The sequence below is a fragment of the Streptomyces aurantiacus genome, from assembly GCF_027107535.1.
GTDB lineage: Bacteria > Actinomycetota > Actinomycetes > Streptomycetales > Streptomycetaceae > Streptomyces.
Genome location: NZ_CP114283.1, coordinates 3464850 through 3483057, shown reverse-complemented (window position 1 = coordinate 3483057; position 18208 = coordinate 3464850). Strand labels below are relative to the sequence as shown.

Sequence of the window (18208 nt, the reverse complement as noted above, 5' to 3'; positions counted from 1 at the left end):
CCTGGAGGTACTCATGTCCACGTTCGTCCTGGTCTCCGGCCCGTTCACCGACGGGCGGCTCTGGAGCGAGGTGACCGTACGGCTGCGGGAATCGGGCGCCGAAGCGCACCCGGTGACGCTCAGCCGGCACCCCGAGGCCGATCTGGAGACGCACGTCGAGGACGTGGTCCGGCTGATCGACTCCCTGGAGCCGCGCGGCGGCCTGGTCCTGGTGGGCCACGACTACGCGATCCATCCCGTGCTGGGCGCGGCGGACCGCCGCCCGGAGCGGGTCGCGCGGATCGTGCACCTGGACGCCGGGATGCCGCAGGACGGCGACACGGCGCTGGCCCTCGTACCGGACCAGACCGTGCACGAACTCCTGCGTACGGAGGACGGTTCGGCGCTGGTGCCGCCGCCGGGGCCCGACCAGTGGCAGCGGTGGGGCAGCACGGAGGGGCTGTCGGCTCAGCAGCTGGAACTGCTGAGCGGGCTGGCCGCCCCGCAGCCGCCCCGCACGCTGACTCGGCCCCTGCGGCTGACCGGCGCCGGCGCGGCCGTCCCGACCAGCGGAGTCCTGTGCACGGCAGGAGGGATGACCGTGGACCTGGTCGAGGCGCTGGTGCGCACCGGTCCGCCGCAGTTCCGGAAGCTGGCCGATCCGCGGGTGGGCTTCTTCGAACTGGCCACCGGGCACTGGCCGATGCTGTCGTGCCCGGACGAACTGGCCGAGGTGCTGCTGCGCGCGGCCGCGGGCGAGGGGCGGCGGCTGACCGTACCCGAGGACGAGTCGCCGTTCCTCGGGACCTTCCTGCTCGACGCCCCGGAGCGGCGGCGGGTGCGCAACGGGCGGGTGGACCTGCACCTGCCGGAATCGGGAGAGGCTCAAGGGCCCTGGCCCGCGGTGCTGTTCGTACACGGGGGCCCGGTGCCGCCCGACCTCCTCCCGACGCCCCGCGACTCGCCGTTCTACCTCGGCTACGCCCGCTGCACCGCGGGCCTCGGCGCGGTGGGCGCCGTCGTGGACCACCGCCTGCACGGCCTCACCGACTACGCGCAGGCCGCGGACGACGTCGCCGAAGCGCTCGAACTGCTGCGGGCCGACCCTCGCGTGGACGCGCAGCGCATCGCCCTGTGGATCTTCTCCGGCGCCGGACCGCTCGCCGCGGACTGGATCGCCGCCCCGCCCCCGTGGCTGCGCTGCCTGGCCCTCACCTACCCGATCCTCTCCCCGCTCCCGGGCTGGGGCGCCATCGGCCCCCGCTTCCGCCCGGTCCCCGCGCTGCGGGCGGACGGCGGAACACCGCCGCCGATCGTGCTCACCCGGGCGGGCCTGGAGACGCCGCAGATCGCCGCCACGGTGGAGGAGTTCACGACCGCGGCGCAGGAGACGAAGACCCCTGTCGAGATCATCGACGTCCCGCGCGGCCGGCACGGCTTCGAGATCCACGATCCGACGGACGAGTCCCGCGACGCCGTGTCCCGGGCCATGCGCACGGTCCTCGCGCACCTGGGGCGACCGGCGTGACGCACTCGCACCCGCCCGGCCGGTGCTGCGGCACCTGTCTCCCGTCTCCCGGGAGCGGAGCGGCGCGAGAGACCTGACGCACGCCCAGCGCGCTCCGCCGTCGGCCGCCCGGTTGTTCAACCGCCTGCGCCGGGCCTCCGGCGGGTCAGTCCTTGCACAGGCAGAACGGGTGACCGGCCGGGTCGGCGTACACGCGGAAGCCGCGGCTTCCACCGTCGTCGTCGAGGTCGAGCGGGGTGGCGCCCAGGGCCAGCACCTGGGCCTCGGCCGTGTCGATGTCCGGCACGGTGAAGTCCAGGTGGAGTTGCTGGGAGTTGCCGTCGGCGCGCGGCCAGTCGGGCGGGCGGTGGCCGGACGCCCGCTGGAAGGAGATGCGGTGGCCGCCGGGTGCGTAGAGGTCGTACCAGTCGTCGTTGTACTGCTTGACCTCGCCTCCGAGCACGCCGGCGTAGAACTCCGCGAGGGCGGGCGGGTCCGGGCAGTCCAGGGCTACGAGGCAGTACGTGGCGATGGGCATGATCGTCCTTTCGGCAGGCCGCTCAGAGGTCCTTCAGCGCGGGCAGCAGCTTCTTCTCGGCCCAGTCCAGGAAGGGGAACTGGTGGTCTCCGCCGACCTGGACGAGCGCGACCTCGGTGAAGCCCGCGGTGACGTAGGGGCGAACGGCCTCGACGAAGGCGTCGACGTCGTCGCCGCACGGGACGGTCTGCGCGACGTCCTCGGGGCGGACGTGCTGGGTGGCCGTGTCGAAGCTCGCCGGTCCGGGCAGCTCGGAGTTCACCGGCCAGCCGCCGAGCGCCCAGCGGAACTGCTCGTGCGCCCGCGCCACCGCCGCGTCCTTGTCGGGGTCGTAACAGACGGGCAGTTGGCCCACCTTGGGCTTGCCGCTGCCGCCGTGCCGGTCGAACGAGCCGATCAGTTCGGCCTTCGGTTCGGTGGCGATGACCAGATCGGCCAGCCGGCCCGCGAGGGCGCAGGAGCGCTCTCCGGAGACGGCGACACCGATGGGGGGCGGCTCGTCCGGCAGGTCGAAGAGCCGGGCGTTCTCCACGTCGAAGTGAGGGCCGTGATGGTTGACGTTCTTGCCCTCGAACAGCGCGCGGATGATCTCGATGGCCTCTTCCAGCATTTCGAGGCGTACGTGGGCGGCGGGCCAGCCGCCGCCCACCACGTGCTCGTTGAGGTTCTCCCCGGAACCGAGTCCGAGCCGGAAACGCCCTTCGGCGAGCAGCTGGGTGGTGGCGGCCTTCTGCGCGACGACAGCCGGGTGGTAGCGGGTCGTCGGGCAGGTCACGTACGTCATCAGGGGGATCGTGGAGGTGGCCTGCGCGGCGGCGCCGAGGACGCTCCACGCGTACGGCGCGTGTCCCTGCTCCTCGAGCCAGGGGAAGTAGTGGTCGGACGTGACAGAGAAGTCGAATCCGGCCTGTTCGGCGGCCACCACGTGCTGTACGAGGTCACGGGGGCCGGCCTGTTCGGTCATCATCGTGTATCCGATTTGCACCATGTGTTCCTAGTAGCCGGTCGGTGGTACCCGAAACGTTTCCCCCGCGAGCGGCACCCGAGTGCCCAGCCCTCGGCGGTCCAGTCACCGGAACGGGCGCGGTTCGGCGGCCGGATCGACGTGGCCGGCGGATTCAGGCGGGGTGGCCGGCGTCGATGTGGAGCACGTCGCTCAGGCGCAGCGGTTCCCCCACGTGCGCACCGCCCCCGGACGCGACCGGGCTCAGCAGGAAGCCCACATGGTCACCGGCGTCCGTGAGCCCTTCCACCCGTCCCACGAACCAGGCCGGCACCCCGTCCAGCACGGGGACACCGCCCGGACCGGGAGCCCAGGGCGCGCGGGTGAACTTGTCGAAGCGGCGCCCGCTCTCGTCGACACTGTCGCCCGTCTCGCCTCCGAACAGCTCCGCCAGCGCGTACTGGTCGCGGCCGAGGAGATGCACGGCGAGCTGCTGGGCAGCCGCCGCCACGCTGAAGGTGCGGTTGGCCTTGGACAGCCACACCATGAATCGGGTGGGTCCGATCGAGCACTGCGAGGCGAAGCCCACCAGACAGCCCGCCCGCTCCCCGCCAGCCTCCACGGTCACCACGTACACCGGGTGGTCGAGCCGGTCCAGGAACGGTTCCATGGATCCCGCCGCTCCCGTCACCTCTTCGGGTCCCATTGATTTCCTCCCGCTCCCTGGTGGAACTACGAACCACATGCACGAGACCGAGAAGACGGCACTGATCGTCATCGACATGATCAACACATACGACCACAAGGACGCCGAACGCCTGCTCCCCTCGGTCCGTGAGGCCCTGCCCCGGGTCGTACACCTTCTGGAGCGGGCCCGGGAGCGGGACGTTCCGGTGATCTACGTCAACGACAACTTCGGCGAGTGGCGTTCCCATCACGGCGAGATCGTGGAGACCGCGCTCGCGGGCCCGCACGCCGACCTGGTGGAACCGATCCGTCCCGACGACAGGTCGCTCTTCGTCGTGAAGGCACGCCATTCCATCTTCTTCGAGACGCCGCTCGGCTACCTGCTGAGCCAGCTCGGGGTCGGCCATGTCGTGATGTGCGGCCAGGTGACGGAACAGTGCGTGCTGTACTCGGCGCTCGACGCGCACATCCGGCACCTCAGGGTCACCGTCCCCGCCGACGCGGTCGCCCATATCCACGCGGAACTCGCGGAGGCCGCGCTGCGGATGATGGAACGGAACATGGCGGCGGAGATCCGTACGGCCGCGACCGCGCGACTCTGACCCGTCCCGCGCGACCGCGGCCGCCGACCCGCCGGCCTCAGTGACGGCCAAGACCGCCGCTGCCGAAGCCCCCGCTGCTGTTCCGGCTCCACAGGCGCCGATTCTGGTTCCGGGCGCGCCGCGTGGACACGTTGCCCGAGGAGTGCAGTTCGTGCGGGGTGAGGGCCTTGCCCCCGTGCGGCATCTCGTCGGGTTCGCGCATCTCACTGATCTCGTGGACCGCGCCCGTCTCGGGCAGCCGGGGCTGGTCCTCGGGTCGCGGCGGACCGGGTTCCCCGCGGCGCATTCTCACGCCCCACCACACCGCGACGACCAGCATCGCCGTGATCAGAAGTCCCACCACGAGGGGCCCCACCACGAAGGGCTCCGAATCGGCCAGGACTTCGCGCGGGATCACTGCGTCGCTGCCAGAGATCTGCATAAAAAGCGAGTACCCCAACAGAACGACCCAAACAGGGCATCTTCGGCGTTCGGGCCGATTCACCCCGGAGACCCAGGGCCCCCGGCATGCCGGGGGCCCCCGAGGGTACGGAGAGGGGATGCGAATGGGAGTACTCGACGTCGGGTCCAACACGGTACGGCTGGTCATCGCGGAGACGGACGGAGCCGTTCCGCTCCCGGTGCACACTGCCAAGCGCCGGCTGAGGCTCTCGGCCCACGTCGAGCCGGGGGGCCGGCTGCCGGACGAACAGGTGGACCGGCTGGTGGAGGCGGTGAAGGACGCCCGCGAAGAGGGGCGACGCTGGGGGGTGACCCGGCCCTTCGCCTTCGCCACCGCCATCGTGCGGGACGCCCCGAACCGCCCCGAGGTCCTCGAACGGGTCACCGCGGAGGCAGGAGTACCGCTGCACGTGCTGCCCGGTGAGGTGGAGGCGGAGCTGACGTTCCTGGCTGCCCGGCGCTGGATGGGCTGGCGCGCGGGGCCACTGGCCCTGCTGGACATCGGGGGCGGCACGCTGGAGGTGGCCTTCGGCCGGAGCAAGCTGCCCGACTTCGCGATCTCGCTGCCGCTGGGGGCCAACCGGCTGACCCGTGAGTTCTTCCGCGGCCAGGACCCGCCGTCGCCGCACCGGACCAGGCTGCTGCGTCGGCATGTGCGCCACCAGCTGCGGGATGTCGCGGCCCGCATCCGGTGGGAGGCTCCCCGGACGACGGTCGTGTCCTCGCGGATGTTCCAGCAGCTGGGCCGGCTGTGCGGGGCGGCGCCCGGGCGGTCCGGCCCCTTCACCCCCCGGGGCATGGCCCGCTCCGACCTCGGCAGGGCCGTGGAGCAGCTGGCGGCGTTGCCTGCCACCGAACGAGCCCTGCTGCCGGGTGTCTCCCTCGCGCGTTCCGGTCAGTCCCTGGCCGGAGCGATCGTCGCGCACACCACGATGAAGCTGATGGGCATCGACGAGGTGACCATCTGTCCCTGGGCCCTGCGCGAAGGGGTGCTGCTGCGCTGCATCGAGGACGGCAGCTCCGACTGGTGGGACGAGTACGGCGTGCGGGCGCAGGAGACCATGGCGCTGCCGGTGCTCCGTCCCCTGCGCGCGGCCGAGGCGGCGACGGCTGCCGCCACCGCGTCCTCGGCCCACCGCCCGGGCTGACGTTCGTGGTGCCCCTCACCGGACACGGATGCCGACGGGGGCACCCCGTCGGCATCCGGAGCCCTGCCTACGGTGAGGTGCAGGCCGTCCCGTTGAGGGTGAAGGCCGCGGGTGCGGTGTTGCCGCCGGACCAGGAGCCGTTGAAGCCGAACGTGGCGCTCGCGCCCGGTGCGATCGCCGCGTTGTAGCCGGCGTCGGCGGCGGTGACAGCCGCGCCGGACTGGGTGACCGTCGCGTTCCAGGCCTGGGTGACGCGCTGCCCCGCGGGCCAGTTCCATGCCAGTTTCCAGCCGTTGACGGCGGCGGTGCTGGTGTTCTTGACCGTCACCTGCGCGGTGAAGCCGGTGTTCCACTGGTTCTGCACGGCGTACGTGACCGCGCAGGCGCCGGTCGGCGGGTTCGTACCGCCGTCGGTCCAGCCGAGGGCTTCCGCGATGCCGTAGTAGGCGGGCTTCGGGCGGAAGTTCTCGTCGTACGGGGTCGCCGCTCCGTAGCCGGTGAACACGTCCGGGATCCATGAGTCGGAGTCGGTGAAGCCCCAGACGGTGATGCCCTCGCAGCGCGCCACGGCGAGGCAGGCGCTGGTGACGGCCTTGTACTCGGCCTTCTGCTGGGCGAGTTGGGCGCTGGTGGGCGGAGTCGTCATCCGGATGTCGAGCTCGGTGATGGCCACGTCCACGCCGAGGTCGGCGAAGCGCTGGATGTTGGCCTGCAGCGTGGAGGGCACCTGTCCGAGGATCAGGTGGGCCTGCAGACCCACGCCGTCGATCGGGACGCCCTGCTCCTTGAGGGACTTGACGAGGTTGTAGAGGGCGGTGCTCTTCGCGTTGACGCCCTCGACGTTGTAGTCGTTCACGTACAGCTTCGCCGCCGGGTCGGCGGCGCGGGCCGCCCGCAGGGACTCGGCGATGTACGAGTCGCCGATCGCCGTCTGGAACACGGACTGGCGGCGCGTCCCGTCCTCGTTGAACGGCTCGTTGACGACGTCCCAGTGGTCGATGCGTCCCTTGTAGCGGCCGGCCTCGGCGGCGATGTGGTCGGTCATCACGGTCCGCAGACTGCCGGCGGTCCAGCTGCCGTTGCTGACCCAGTCGGGCAACTGGCTGTGCCAGACGAGGGTGTGGCCGCGGACCTTCTGGCCGTGGGCCTCGGCGTAGTCGACGACGGCGTCGGCGCCGGACCAGTTGTAGGTGCCGCGGGTCGGTTCGACCGAGCCCCACTTCATCTCGTTGCCGGGGGTGATGGAGTCGAACTGCTCGCCGACGACGGCTCCGTAGGCGCCGACCAGCTTGGAGGCCGTGACGGCCGTTCCGTAGTAGATGCCCTTGGCGGCGGCGAGGTCCCGCAGCACGGGGTCGGCGGCGGCCTGTCGGCCCGGGCCTGCCTGTCCCGGGCCGGCGGCGGCGTGACCGGAGGTGGCTCCCCCGATCAGGAGCGAGGCCGCGGCCAGGATCACGGACGCGGCTCTGCGTAAGCTCTGGGGCTTCATGGACGTCCCTCTCATGATGGCTTCACGTCGCTCCCGGAATTTCCGGAAGACCTCTGCAAAGTTTCGAGAGTGCGTCCGGAACGGTAGAGGCGCACGTGGTAACCGTCAACGGAGGTGGGGCAGTTGACCGTGGGGGAAGCCGGAGACAGCGGGACGCGGACGGGCCGGGGGAAGGTCACGATCACGGAGATCGCGCGGGAGGCCGGGGTCTCCGTACCCACCGTGTCGCGGGTGGTGAACGGCAGGTCGGACGTGGCCCCGCGGACGCGCGCCCGAGTGGAGGACCTGCTGCACCGGCACGGCTACCGCAGGCGGCCGGCCGGATCGCGGGACCGCGCCGCACTGATCGACCTTGTCTTCAACGACCTCGACAGCCCCTGGGCGGTGGAGATCATCCGGGGTGTGGAGGAGGTGGCGCACGCGGCGGGTGTCGGGACGGTCGTGTCCGCGATCCACGGGCGCTCGGGGGACGCCCGCCAGTGGATGACGAATCTGCGGGCGCGCGCCTCGGACGGCGTCGTCCTGGTCACGTCCGTACTGGAACCCGTCCTTCACGACGAGTTGCGCCGTCTGGGTGTACCGCTCGTGGTGGTCGATCCGGCGGGCTCCCCCGCCCTGGACGCGCCCACGGTGGGCGCCACGAACTGGGCGGGCGGCATGGCCGCCACCGAACATCTGCTGCGGCTCGGCCACCGCAGGATCGGGTTCGTCGCGGGCCCGCCCCGGCTGCTCTGCTCGCGGGCCCGCCTGGACGGCTACCGGGCGGCACTGGACCGGGCCGGGATCGCCGTCGACGAGTCGCTGATCGTGCCCGGGGACTTCTACCAGGAGTCCGGGTTCACCGGCTGCACCACCCTCCTCGGTCTCGCCGAACCGCCGACCGCTCTCTTCGCCGCGAGCGACCAGATGGCGATGGGCGCCGTCGAGGCGCTGCGACGGCGCGGGGCGCGCGTCCCGGAGGACATGAGCGTGGTGGGTTTCGACGACCTTCCGGAAGTCCGCTGGTCCGCTCCGCCGCTCACGACGGTCCGCCAGCCCCTCGCCGAGATGGGCAAGCTCGCAGCCCGTACGGTCCTGCGGCTCACCCGGGGCGAGAAGCTCGACTCGCCCCGGGTGGAGCTGGCCACCGAACTGGTCGTACGGTCCAGCACGGCGCCGGCGCGCACCGGACCGTAGGACGGGCCGGGACCCGGCCGTCCGGCGGGCGCGGGGCGGGCGATTCCTGGGCAGGGGCCCAGGGGCCGGCGTGCCGGTGTGCGGCGGATGGGGCCCCTCGCAGGTCAGACGCGCGGCCCGCGCAGCCGGCCCTCGAGCTGGACGAGCAGGTCGCCGAGCAGAGCGGCCAGTTCGCTCTGTCTGGTGCGGTCGACTCCGGACAGGACCGCTGTCTCGTACGAGAGCTGCGCGGGGAGGATGCCGTCGACGAGGGCGCGTCCGGTGTCCGTGAGGCGGACATGGGCGACGCGCCGGTCACGGGTGTCGCCGCGGCGCTCGACGAGCCCACGTTCGGTCAGCTGCTTGAGCCGTTTGGTGACGGCGGCCCCGGAGGAGAAGGTCTCACGGGCCAGCTCACCGGGTGTCAGTTCGAGACCCGTGCGGCGCAGGGCGCCGAGGAGGTCGAACTCGGGGCGCGTGAGTCCGGCGTGTCGCAGGGGCGCGTCCTCGGCCTGCTGGAGGAGCGCGGCGCAGCGGTTGATGCGGCCGATGATCTCCATGGGGCCGGTGTCGAGGTCGGGGTGGACCGCCTGCCACTGCCGGACCACCGCCGCGAGCGTGTCGCCCGCGGCCGGGTCCCCGGCGGCCTCCCCCTGTGTCCCGCCACCGGCGGCGCCGACACCGGCCGCCCTTCCCCCGTTCGCTGCCGTCATGCCCGTGTGCCCTCCAGAAGGTGCGGTCCCTGCCGTCGTACCGTCGCCGCGAGCGTACGGTGTCCGGCCTGCTCGGCCAGCATCACCCGTTCCTCCGGCAGGGCGCGCTGCCACCATTCGCCTGCCGCCGCGTCGGCGGTGGCACGCAGTTCGACGAGCGCGGCGGCCAAACGACGGCGGGCGGACTCCAGTGCGGCGGGGCCGGGGCGCTCGGCGGCGATCAGCCGCTCCGCGTGCGCGCGAGCGTGGTCCGCGGTGTCGAGAGCGTCCTCGATACGGTCCCCTGCCCGCCGGTTGGTGACGGCGACCGCAGCGGCGAATCCGACGAACGCGCCGACCAGCGTGTCCACGAGCCGGTCCGTCATCAGCCCGCCGGGCTCCTGGAAGCCCGTGAACTCGGTGATCAGCAGCGCCATCGGGGTCACGCAGATACTGCCGAGCCAGTAGTTGCGGCTGATCAGTGCCTCCGCGCCGAAGTTGAAGGCGAGGCAGCACAGGACCAGCGCCGCGGGGCCGAGGTGGGCGAGCGGGGCGACGGCCGCGAAGAGGAGGACGCCCACCAGGTTGCCGACGACGCGCTGCACTCCCCGGCTCCAGGTCAGGGTGATGTTCGTCTGATAGAGGGAGGCGGCGGTGACCAGGGCCCAGTACGGACGGCCGACGCCGAGCGCCAGCGACACGTGACCGGCGAGGGCACAGCCGAGCGCGGTGCGCAGGGCTAGCGGCAGGAGGGGGCGCAGCCTGCTGGTCGGCCGGGCCTGTCCGGCGGCCAGTTCGATCTCCACGCCGAGCAGTTCGTCGGCGGCAGGTCCCGGTGCGAGGCGGGGTACGGGCTTCGTGCCACGCAGGTCGCGCGCCCAGGAACGCAGGCGGGCGGGGTCCGTGTCGCCCGGGGCGGCGAGTGCGATCTCGGCCCGCACGACGAGCCGTTCGAGGGAGCGGCGGGGTTCCGGACGCGAACCGGCGGCGAGGAGCGGCTGCCAGGCGGCGTGCACGGCGGCCGCCGCGGCGGCCCGGGCCCTCTCGTGGCCGTCGGCCGGGCCGGTGGGGGAGGCCTCTACGTACGCGGCGGCCGCGTACAGAGCGCGGGCCGTGGCCCGGCGTTCCGGCCCGTGCGGGCGCACGAGGCCCGGCGCCATGCCGACGAGCCAGGCCCAGGCGCCCGCCGCGGCACCGAGAGCGAGGTGGCCGGGGACCTGGCCGAGCGTCTGCGGAGCGAAGAGGGAGGCCGAACTGATGAAGGTGAAGATCACCGGTCCGGGCGGACCGATGCGCGTCGCGTCGCACAGCGCCTTCTGCGCGGCGGCCAGCAGTGCGCCGACACAGACCAGGATCACGGCGGAGGACGTGAGCGACGCCGTGACCAGCGCGGTCGCGACCGAGGCGAGCATGCCGAGCACCACCCAGGCCAGAGCACGGCCGCGCGCCGCGTACGGGAGGTGGTGGGCGTAGAGCGCGCAGAGGGATCCGGCCATGGTGTAGAGGGCGAGGTCCAGTCGGCCGAGCGCCAGCAGCGTCAGGTTCGGCACCCCGACCGCGACGACCACGCTCAGCGCGGGCTTGAACCAGATGTCGGAGGGCCGGCCGATACGCAGGACCCCGGTGAGGGGCAGTCGGCGCACGCGGACGGGGCTCGGTTCGGCACTGCTCATGGCCAAAAGGTTAGCAGGTATTTTACTAGTAAAACACTGCCGCCTCGCGTCCCGGATCGTGGTGCACCCCCCCCCGCACGCTCCCCGCGTACCCCATTGCGCTCGCTTGCGCTCCGCCCGGCCCGGGCATCTCTTCGACCGGACTGTCCGACACCGTCGAGCGGGGAGGTACGCGGTGCACGGTCCGGCGTCGTCCGGCTGGCTGCTCGTCGCGCTGTGCGCGGCGACCGGGGCCTACTGTCTGCTGCGCATGCGCAGCACCGTCGAGGAGCAGCGCCGCACCGCGGGCGGTGAGGCACTGATGGGGTTCGGCATGGCCGCGATGGCCGTGCCCGCCGTGGCGCTGGCGCCGCCGCGCTGGGCCTGGGCCGCCTACGCTGCCGTGTTCGGGGCGGCCGCCCTGCGCGCCCTGTGGGCGGCGCGGAGCGGCACCCACCATCTGCACCACCTGGTGGGCGCGTTCGCCATGGTCTACATGGCCGCGGTGATGGCGAGCGGGGCGCACTCCGGAGTTCCCGCCCTCACCGGGGCACTGCTCATGTACTTCACGGCGTACGTGCTCTGGACCGGTACGCGGCTCGTCCCGCTCGCCGTCGCCGGGCACCCGGGAGGTGTCCGCGCGGCCGGCTGGGGGGACCGGCTGGAGCTGGCGCGGGCCTGCCGGCTCTCCATGGGCATCGGGATGCTCGCGATGCTTCTCACACTCTGAGCAAGCCCTTCTCACGCTCTGGACCGGCGTTTTCCGCGCCCCGGACCGGCCGGACGCGATCGTGGTCTGCGTCACTTGCCGCGAGCGGTCGTATCCGGGGGCGCCGCCGCGCTCATAGGCTGCACCCATGATGGTCCCCGCGGCACTGCTGCTGCTCGGCGCCCTGGCCGCCGTCCTCGCTCCGAGGCTGCTCGCCCGGACGGACTGGCAGGACCGCGAACCGGTGGTCGCCCTGTGGGTGTGGCAGTGCGTGGTGGTGGCCGTACTGCTGTGCTGTGCGCTGTCGATGACGCTCAGCGCGGCCGCCGCCTGGCAGGGGGTCCGCGGCCATGTCTTCGCCCCCGCCCCGCACGCCGTGGTGGAGGCCTACGCGCTCACCGGAGGCCCCTGGGCGGCGGCGACGGCGGTGACGCTCGCACTCGGCGCCGCGTGGAGCGCGACCATGCTGGCCCGCGAGATCACCCGGGCCAGAACCGGACGCCGTCAGCAGAGCGGCGAACTCCTCCTGCGTGCACCGCTGTTGCCCGGCGAGCAGGCGGGCAGCGAGCGCCTCGTGGTCCTGGAGGGCGAGCGTCCCGACGCCTGGTGGCTGCCGGGAGCCGCACCCCGGCTCGTCATCACCACGGCCGCACTGCGACGGCTCAAGGGGCAGCAGCTGGACGCCGTACTGGCCCATGAACAGGGGCACGCGCGCGCCCGGCACGACTGGCTGCTGCACTCCTCGGCCGCGCTGGCCACCGGCTTTCCGCGGGTTCCGGTGTTCGCGGCGTTCCGTGACGAGATGCACCGGCTGGTGGAACTCGCGGCCGACGACATGGCGTCGCGCCGTTTCGGCCGGCTGACGATCGCCCTCGCGCTGGTGGAACTCAACGAGGACCGCGGGGTGTTCGGCCCCTGCCCCACCCCGCAGGCCCACGTCCCGCTGCGCGTCCACCGGCTGCTCACTCCCCCGGACCGCCTCCCGGCCGTCCGTCGGCTGAGGCTCACCGCGGCCGCGGCGCTGGTGCCGGTGGTCCCCGTCCTGGTGACCTTCGTACCGGGCCTGCGGGCGCTCGGGTAGCCGGATTCGCCACGCTCCGGGCACCCCGGGTTCGCCTCCGGCCCCACCGGTCGGCGAGGATCGATGCATGCACTCTCCCGTCGACTCGCCGCCCCACGCGTCAGGCACCGGGATCGCCATGCGCATTGCCGCGGCTCTCGCCCTGCCCACCGTGCTGCTGCTCGTTCTCGTCACGCTCTCCTGGGATCCGCTCATGACCCTCGACGGCGACATCGCCCGCACCACCCACCGCTGGGCGGTCGACGACCCTGATGTGACCCAGGCGTTCCGCATCCTCACGGACTGGGTGTGGGACCCGTGGACGATGCGCGCCATCGTCACCGTCGCCGTGCTCTGGCTGGTGCTGCACCACGGTGCGTGGTGGCTCGGCCTGTGGGTGGCCGCCACCTGCCTTCTCGGCACCCTGCTCCAGCAGGGGCTCAAGGCGGCGGTCGACCGGAAGCGGCCCGTCTGGTCCGACCCCGTGGACTCCGCCCACTTCGCGGCCTTTCCCTCCGGGCACGCCATGACGGCCACGGTGGTGTGCGGCCTGCTGCTGTGGCTCCTCCACCTGTACGGCGCCGGGCGCGTCCTGTGGCGTGTCGCGCTGACCGTGTCGGTGGTGTCCGTCGTCGGCGTGGGGCTCACTCGTGTCTGGCTGGGTGTGCACTGGCCCTCGGACGTGCTCGGAGGCTGGCTCCTGGGCGCGCTGGCGGTGGCACTCGCCGTGGCCACGTACGCGCGGTTCCGGGGCACCGCCGAACCGCGCTGACGGCACGCGCCGGCTCTGCCCGATGGCCCGGCAGCACACACTCGCCGGACGGACCCGCCGGTAAAATCCACCGCATGACTGCCGTGCTGTTCGACTTCTCCGGGACGCTCTTCCGGATCGAATCCACCGAGTCCTGGCTGCGCGCCGTACTGGCCGATGCCGAAGTGTCCCTGTCCGAGCAGGAGTTGCTCCGGACGGCGAAGGAGCTGGAGGCGGCGGGTGCGCTGCCCGGCGGGGCCTGTTCGTCGGATTCGGTTCCGGCTCCGGACGAGTTGACCGCCCTGTGGGCCGTCCGGGACCAGAGCGCCGAACTGCACCGGGCCGCGTACACCGGGGCCTCCCGTCAGGTGGCGCTTCCCCTTCCGGGGCTCCACGACGCGCTGTACGACCGCCACATGACGCCGGCGGCCTGGCGCCCGTACTCCGACGCGGCCGAGGTGCTGCACACACTCCGTGAGCGCGGCGTGGCCGTCGGCGTGGTCAGCAACATCGGCTGGGACCCTCGGCCCGTGTTCCGCGAGTACGGCCTCGACCCGTACGTCGGCGCCTACGTCCTGTCGTACGAGTACGGCATCCAGAAGCCCGACGCCCGGCTCTTCGCGACCGCGTGCGACGCGCTCGGGGCCGATCCGCGCGAGACGCTCATGGTGGGCGACGACCGGCACGCCGACGGCGGGGCGGCGGCCCTGGGGTGCGGGGTGCACTTCGTCGACCATCTGCCGGTGACGGAGCGTCCGGACGCCCTGCGGGCCGTGCTGGAGCTGATCCGCTGAGGACGCGTCCGTCCCTCAGGTCCAGCAGGTCGAGGTAGCCGGCCCTCGACAGGTCGGCGCCGGCCCCCGAGAGCGGCTGCGTGCGGCGAGCGGCGCCGGGGCGGTACAGAAGCGCCGGTTCCGGCATCCGGCGCACGTGGCGTCTGCCGTCCGCCCCGCTCGACCGGCACCCGGTCACAGGACGGGACACGTCCTTCCCGCCCGCCCGGGACGATCCCCCGCGTCGCCCCGAGCGGACGGCAGCCCGGACAAGACCCCTGAAGGAGTCGGTCCGGACGCGTTGAGTATAGTTGGCTGGCAGCCAGTCAACGCAGGAGTACATAGGATGTCCCCTCGCAGCGCCTCGGTCAATGAAGAGTTGCGGCGGCGTTCCCGGGAGAGGCTCCTGCAGGCGGCGCTCGAGCTCGTAGGCGAGCGGGGGTACGACGCGACGACGCTGGGCGACATCGCGGACCGCGCGGGTTCCGCCCGGGGCCTCGTCTCGTACTACTTCCCCGGCAAGCGTCTGCTCGTCCAGTCCGCCGTGCACCGGTTGATGCACCGCACGCTGGAGGAGGCGCTGGAGCGCGAGCCGCGCACCGAGGACGGCAGGGAGCGCATGGCCCGGGCGATCGACGCGATCCTGGGGCTCACCCGCGACCACCCCGTGCTGATGCGCCAGCACATGGCGGGCATCCTGCAGGGCGAGGGGTTCAAGCAGTGTCCGGAGCAGCGGCGCCTGGCGGAACTGCTCAGCGACACGACGGCCCGCTACGGCTCAGCGGACGCCGCCGTCGACTACCCCATGCTGCGGGCACTGCTGATGGGTTCGGTCTACACCGCTCTGGTGCCCGGGGCCGCGATGCCGTTGCCGGTGCTGCGGGCCGAGCTGTTCCGGCGGTACGGGCTCGACTGGGAGCGGGGTGCCCCGCCGGGCGCCGAAGCACCCGACGGGACGTACCGCGAGGACGTCTCACGTTTCTTCGCTCCCGAGAGCCGCGAGTCGGGCCACGGTGACGGTCAGGAGCGCAGTCGTGAGGCGGACGGGGCCGGTCAGTCGAAGTAGTCCGGCTGCGTCTGGACGTTCAGCTCGCGCTGACGGTTCCACTTCGCCGGGTCCGTACGACGGTCGTTGATCTTCAGGACGTCGAAGCCCTTGACCATGTCGTTCGAGTAGATGTACCCGTTGTAGTAGTACGCGGACCAGGAGCCACCGCCGACCATGGTCGTGGTGCTCAGCGGGCCGCGCTCGAAGAAGGCGATCTCCTTCGGCTTCGAGGAGTTCGTGAAGTCCCAGACGGAGATGCCGCCCTGGTACCAGGCCTGGACCATGATGTCCTTGCCCTTGACCGGGATCAGCGAGCCGTTGTGGGCCACACAGTTCTCGGTGTCCGCCTGGTGACGGGGGATCTTGAAGTAGCTCTTGAAGACGAGCTTGCGCTTGTCGCCCTTGCCGACGATGTCGTAGATGCCGTCCGCGCCGCGGTTCGGACCGACGGTCGCGTTGCAGGTGGCCGCCCCGCCGCCGCCCAGCTCGTCGGTGAAGACGACCTTGTTGGCCTTCTGGTTGAAGCTCGCCGAGTGCCAGAACGCGAAGTTCACGTTGTCCTGGACCTGGTCGATGATCTTCGGGTTCTCCGGGTCCTTGATGGAGAAGAGGATGCCGTCGCCCATGCAGGCGCCGGCGGCGAGGTCCCGGGAGGGCAGCACGGTGATGTCGTGGCAGCCGGTGGTCTTGGAGACGCCCGGGTTGGTGGGCCCGCCCGGGTTGCCGCCGCCGTCCGCTCCGTCACCGGGGAAGAGGACGGGGAAGTTGACCACCGCCGCCTTCTGCGGAGCCTTGCGCGGGACCTTGATGACCGAGATGCCGTCGTGCGGCGGCTGGCAGTCGGGGAACGCGGTGCTCGGCGAGTACGAGGAGACGTACACGTAGACGTTCTTGCGCTCCGGCACCAGCGTGTGGGTGTGGGAGCCACAGGCCGTCTCGACGGCAGCGACGTACTTCGGGTTCTTCTTGTCGCTGATGTCGAAGACCTTCATGCCCTCCCACGACGACTTCTCGCTCGCGGGCTGCGTGGTGCTGCTGCAGGAGTTGTCGCTGCGCGAGGAGTCGGTGGAGAGGAAGAGCAGGTCACCGGAGACGGAGATGTCGTTCTGCGAGCCCGGGCAGAGCACCTGCGAGACCGTCTTCGGGGACTTCGGGTTGCTGATGTCGAAGATGCGGAAGCCGTCGTAGTTGCCGGCGAACGCGTACCTGCCCTGGAAGGCGAGGTCCGAATTGGTGCCGGGCAGCGCGTCCTTGGGGATGTTCGCGAGGTGCTCGATGTTGGCCGAGTGGACGATCTCGTCCTGCCCGGGTATCTCGCCGTTCGCGATCGCCGCCCTGGCCTCGGCGGCCTCACTCTTGGAGACCTTCTCCGACGTCACCGGTGCGTCCCCGGGATCAGGGGTCGCGACCGCCGGACCGGCTGTCAGCAGGGCGGCCAGAAGTCCAGCCGCGGTGGCGGCAACTCCGAGACGTCTGCGCCGCGTTCGGTGGTTGTTCAACAGGGTCACTGCGTCCTCCCTTGTAGCCGTTCGCAGTCGAACGGTTCAGGTACCTCCGCAGTATCGTCTTCAGCATGCACAGATCAACAGACGGCAACGCATTCGTAATGAATGTTTTTGATCAGCAGTGTTCGGAAGCATGTTAGGACGGTCATCAACACTCACGAGGTGTCAGCCGATTCATGTGCCACAGGAGGTCACTGTGCTCGCTCGCCGTACGTCCCGCCGTCTGATCACGGCGTCCGTGACGGCCGTCGTCCTCACGCTCGGCGGTTGCACGGGTTCGGACGACGACCCCAAGTCCGCGTCGGGAACGGGCCCTTCCGTGATCGCCCCCGGCAAGCCGGGTGAGGCCGCCGAGACGCTCTCCGCCGCGGACGCCGCGGAGCAGCGCTCCGACGACGACACCCCCAACTCCGCGGACACGGACTACGCCCGGATGATGATCGTGCATCACGCCCAGGCCCTGGAGATGACCGAACTCGTCCCGAAACGCGCCGCGTCGACCCGGGTGAAGCGGCTCGCGGAGCGGATCTCGGCCGCACAGGGCCCGGAGATCGAGACGATGGAGGCCTGGCTCAAGAACCACGGCGGCGCCAAGAAGGGCAAGGGCCACACCCACGACCTGATGCCGGGCATGGCGACCGGGCCGCAGCTCAAGAACCTGCGCGCGGCGAAGGGCACGGCGTTCGACGAGCTCTTCCTGAAGCTGATGATCACCCACCACAACGGGGCGGTCACCATGGCCACGGACGTGCTCTCACAGGGCAACAACATCCAGATCGGCGAGATGGCCGACGACGTGATCGCCCAGCAGACGTCCGAGATCAGCCGGATGCGCGAGATGTGACGCGCCGCTCCGTCAACGGCGGGCGTGGCGGGGCGCGAGAAGACCCGCGTCCCGTGCCCCGGCGATCTGTCTGAGCGCACGCCGACGGCTGTGCCCGGTCGCGGCCATCACCGCGAGCACCGGATCCCGCCCCGCCTGCTGGGCCTCGGAATACTCTGCGGCGACGAGGCGCAGGGCCTCCATGCCGCGCGGCCGGGCAGGGCGCGCGTGCCGCTTGTCGGGGCTTCCCTCGTCGGACGTGTCGTCGCTCCGCGCTCCGACCGCGCCCCCGCACGCCTCCAGGAGCGGGCCCTCGATCCAGTCGGGGAGCACCGCGAGGTCGTCGAGCGAGAGCGCAGGCCGGGCGCGTACGTCCTCGATGGCGACGCATCCCTCGCGCACCGCCGCGAGCAGGTCGACTCCGGCACCGTCGTCGAAGGCCAGCCGGACGTTGCACCACGTCGTCGCGGTGCCGTTCTCCCGCACTTTCCAGGCGGGTCGTACGGACACCGCTCCGTCCGGCTCATCACGATCGGAAAGATTAAGAAAGGATGGTTCCAGCACATACGCAACGTAACCGCATGATCAGATCTTTGCGGACAGGCGCGCTCGGGGGGCCGTCGCGGCACACCGTCGGAGCAAGCGCCCGGTCCGGGCCCTCCCCCGGCGGGCCGTGCGGTGCGATGCTGGAAGCACCAGCGATCTC

The 18208-nt window shown here is 71.7% G+C and carries 19 protein-coding genes; 10 read left to right on the top strand and 9 right to left on the bottom strand.

The features are described 5' to 3' along the window. Positions 1-13: 13 nt before the first annotated feature. Positions 14-1507: an alpha/beta hydrolase gene (locus O1Q96_RS17230; protein ID WP_269249025.1), complete on the top strand. Its 1494-nt coding sequence runs from the start codon at positions 14-16 to the stop codon at positions 1505-1507. 145 nt (positions 1508-1652) lie between these two features. Here O1Q96_RS17230 and O1Q96_RS17225 read toward each other — a convergent pair whose 3' ends face one another. From O1Q96_RS17225 to O1Q96_RS17215, 3 genes are all read right to left on the bottom strand, one after another. Further along, positions 1653-2024, bottom strand: coding sequence for a VOC family protein (locus O1Q96_RS17225; protein WP_269249024.1), 372 nt, complete (start codon positions 2022-2024; stop codon positions 1653-1655). Between the two features lie 22 nt (positions 2025-2046). Next, the gene (locus tag O1Q96_RS17220; protein WP_269249023.1) at positions 2047-3012 is read right to left on the bottom strand and encodes an LLM class F420-dependent oxidoreductase; all 966 of its coding nucleotides are present in this window, start codon (positions 3010-3012) and stop codon (positions 2047-2049) included. A gap of 130 nt (positions 3013-3142) precedes the next feature. Next, positions 3143-3673 (bottom strand): flavin reductase family protein, encoded by a 531-nt coding sequence (locus O1Q96_RS17215; protein ID WP_269249022.1) that lies wholly within the window; start codon positions 3671-3673, stop codon positions 3143-3145. Between the two features lie 37 nt (positions 3674-3710). Here O1Q96_RS17215 and O1Q96_RS17210 point away from each other — a divergent pair, with 37 nt between their 5' ends. Beyond that, the gene (locus tag O1Q96_RS17210) at positions 3711-4256 is read left to right on the top strand and encodes a cysteine hydrolase family protein (protein WP_269249021.1); all 546 of its coding nucleotides are present in this window, start codon (positions 3711-3713) and stop codon (positions 4254-4256) included. A 37-nt stretch (positions 4257-4293) separates the two neighbouring features. On the opposite strand, the gene O1Q96_RS17205 is transcribed toward O1Q96_RS17210, so the two are convergent. Beyond that, complete coding sequence (locus O1Q96_RS17205) at positions 4294-4677, bottom strand: DUF6479 family protein (RefSeq protein WP_269249020.1); 384 nt, start codon at positions 4675-4677, stop codon at positions 4294-4296. A gap of 118 nt (positions 4678-4795) precedes the next feature. Between O1Q96_RS17205 and O1Q96_RS17200 the strand changes: the two genes are divergently transcribed. Next, positions 4796-5845: a Ppx/GppA family phosphatase gene (locus O1Q96_RS17200; RefSeq protein WP_269249019.1), complete on the top strand. Its 1050-nt coding sequence runs from the start codon at positions 4796-4798 to the stop codon at positions 5843-5845. A 67-nt stretch (positions 5846-5912) separates the two neighbouring features. Here the strand turns inward: O1Q96_RS17200 and O1Q96_RS17195 are convergent, their stop codons facing one another. After that, positions 5913-7334, bottom strand: a complete 1422-nt coding sequence (locus tag O1Q96_RS17195; protein ID WP_269249018.1) for an endo-1,4-beta-xylanase — start codon at positions 7332-7334, stop codon at positions 5913-5915. A gap of 123 nt (positions 7335-7457) precedes the next feature. On the opposite strand from O1Q96_RS17195, the gene O1Q96_RS17190 reads away from it, so the two are divergent. Next, on the top strand, positions 7458-8510 hold the full coding sequence (locus O1Q96_RS17190) for a LacI family DNA-binding transcriptional regulator (protein ID WP_269249017.1): 1053 nt from the start codon (positions 7458-7460) through the stop codon (positions 8508-8510). A 104-nt stretch (positions 8511-8614) separates the two neighbouring features. Here O1Q96_RS17190 and O1Q96_RS17185 read toward each other — a convergent pair whose 3' ends face one another. Together O1Q96_RS17185 and O1Q96_RS17180 are read right to left on the bottom strand one after the other, a co-directional pair. Continuing rightward, positions 8615-9202, bottom strand: a complete 588-nt coding sequence (locus O1Q96_RS17185; protein ID WP_269249016.1) for a MarR family winged helix-turn-helix transcriptional regulator — start codon at positions 9200-9202, stop codon at positions 8615-8617. Continuing rightward, positions 9199-10854: an FUSC family protein gene (locus tag O1Q96_RS17180; RefSeq protein WP_269249015.1), complete on the bottom strand. Its 1656-nt coding sequence runs from the start codon at positions 10852-10854 to the stop codon at positions 9199-9201. The genes O1Q96_RS17185 and O1Q96_RS17180 overlap by 4 nt, the downstream gene beginning before the upstream one ends. A gap of 175 nt (positions 10855-11029) precedes the next feature. Here O1Q96_RS17180 and O1Q96_RS17175 point away from each other — a divergent pair, with 175 nt between their 5' ends. The 5 genes from O1Q96_RS17175 (at position 11030) to O1Q96_RS17155 (ending at position 15192) form a co-directional block, all read left to right on the top strand. Further along, complete coding sequence (locus tag O1Q96_RS17175) at positions 11030-11563, top strand: DUF5134 domain-containing protein (protein ID WP_269249014.1); 534 nt, start codon at positions 11030-11032, stop codon at positions 11561-11563. A 127-nt stretch (positions 11564-11690) separates the two neighbouring features. Further along, positions 11691-12623: a M56 family metallopeptidase gene (locus tag O1Q96_RS17170; protein WP_269249013.1), complete on the top strand. Its 933-nt coding sequence runs from the start codon at positions 11691-11693 to the stop codon at positions 12621-12623. 67 nt (positions 12624-12690) lie between these two features. Continuing rightward, complete coding sequence (locus O1Q96_RS17165) at positions 12691-13374, top strand: phosphatase PAP2 family protein (RefSeq protein ID WP_269249012.1); 684 nt, start codon at positions 12691-12693, stop codon at positions 13372-13374. Between the two features lie 74 nt (positions 13375-13448). Further along, positions 13449-14147 (top strand): HAD family hydrolase, encoded by a 699-nt coding sequence (locus O1Q96_RS17160; protein ID WP_269249011.1) that lies wholly within the window; start codon positions 13449-13451, stop codon positions 14145-14147. Between the two features lie 325 nt (positions 14148-14472). Beyond that, positions 14473-15192 (top strand): TetR/AcrR family transcriptional regulator, encoded by a 720-nt coding sequence (locus O1Q96_RS17155; RefSeq protein ID WP_269249010.1) that lies wholly within the window; start codon positions 14473-14475, stop codon positions 15190-15192. On the opposite strand, the gene O1Q96_RS17150 is transcribed toward O1Q96_RS17155, so the two are convergent. After that, positions 15180-16682 (bottom strand): LVIVD repeat-containing protein, encoded by a 1503-nt coding sequence (locus tag O1Q96_RS17150; protein WP_269249009.1) that lies wholly within the window; start codon positions 16680-16682, stop codon positions 15180-15182. The two genes, O1Q96_RS17155 and O1Q96_RS17150, sit on opposite strands and share 13 nt — an antisense overlap. A gap of 193 nt (positions 16683-16875) precedes the next feature. Here O1Q96_RS17150 and O1Q96_RS17145 point away from each other — a divergent pair, with 193 nt between their 5' ends. Then, positions 16876-17523, top strand: a complete 648-nt coding sequence (locus O1Q96_RS17145; RefSeq protein WP_269249008.1) for a DUF305 domain-containing protein — start codon at positions 16876-16878, stop codon at positions 17521-17523. A 12-nt stretch (positions 17524-17535) separates the two neighbouring features. Here O1Q96_RS17145 and O1Q96_RS17140 read toward each other — a convergent pair whose 3' ends face one another. Next, positions 17536-18012, bottom strand: coding sequence for a DUF6214 family protein (locus tag O1Q96_RS17140; RefSeq protein WP_269249007.1), 477 nt, complete (start codon positions 18010-18012; stop codon positions 17536-17538). Positions 18013-18208: the final 196 nt, after the last annotated feature.

Excerpts from the sequence above, each read along its gene's own strand:
- O1Q96_RS17230 (WP_269249025.1), top strand. The coding sequence starts at position 14 with ATGTCCACGTTCGTCCTGGTCTCCGGCCCGTTCACCGACGGGCGGCTC.
- O1Q96_RS17180 (WP_269249015.1), bottom strand. The coding sequence starts at position 10,854 with ATGAGCAGTGCCGAACCGAGCCCCGTCCGCGTGCGCCGACTGCCCCTC.
- O1Q96_RS17210 (WP_269249021.1), top strand. The coding sequence starts at position 3,711 with ATGCACGAGACCGAGAAGACGGCACTGATCGTCATCGACATGATCAAC.
- O1Q96_RS17220 (WP_269249023.1), bottom strand. The coding sequence starts at position 3,012 with ATGGTGCAAATCGGATACACGATGATGACCGAACAGGCCGGCCCCCGT.
- O1Q96_RS17185 (WP_269249016.1), bottom strand. The coding sequence starts at position 9,202 with ATGACGGCAGCGAACGGGGGAAGGGCGGCCGGTGTCGGCGCCGCCGGT.
- O1Q96_RS17195 (WP_269249018.1), bottom strand. The coding sequence starts at position 7,334 with ATGAAGCCCCAGAGCTTACGCAGAGCCGCGTCCGTGATCCTGGCCGCG.
- O1Q96_RS17200 (WP_269249019.1), top strand. The coding sequence starts at position 4,796 with ATGCGAATGGGAGTACTCGACGTCGGGTCCAACACGGTACGGCTGGTC.
- O1Q96_RS17165 (WP_269249012.1), top strand. The coding sequence starts at position 12,691 with ATGCACTCTCCCGTCGACTCGCCGCCCCACGCGTCAGGCACCGGGATC.
- O1Q96_RS17170 (WP_269249013.1), top strand. The coding sequence starts at position 11,691 with ATGATGGTCCCCGCGGCACTGCTGCTGCTCGGCGCCCTGGCCGCCGTC.
- O1Q96_RS17215 (WP_269249022.1), bottom strand. The coding sequence starts at position 3,673 with ATGGGACCCGAAGAGGTGACGGGAGCGGCGGGATCCATGGAACCGTTC.
- O1Q96_RS17160 (WP_269249011.1), top strand. The coding sequence starts at position 13,449 with ATGACTGCCGTGCTGTTCGACTTCTCCGGGACGCTCTTCCGGATCGAA.
- O1Q96_RS17205 (WP_269249020.1), bottom strand. The coding sequence starts at position 4,677 with ATGCAGATCTCTGGCAGCGACGCAGTGATCCCGCGCGAAGTCCTGGCC.
- O1Q96_RS17155 (WP_269249010.1), top strand. The coding sequence starts at position 14,473 with ATGTCCCCTCGCAGCGCCTCGGTCAATGAAGAGTTGCGGCGGCGTTCC.
- O1Q96_RS17225 (WP_269249024.1), bottom strand. The coding sequence starts at position 2,024 with ATGCCCATCGCCACGTACTGCCTCGTAGCCCTGGACTGCCCGGACCCG.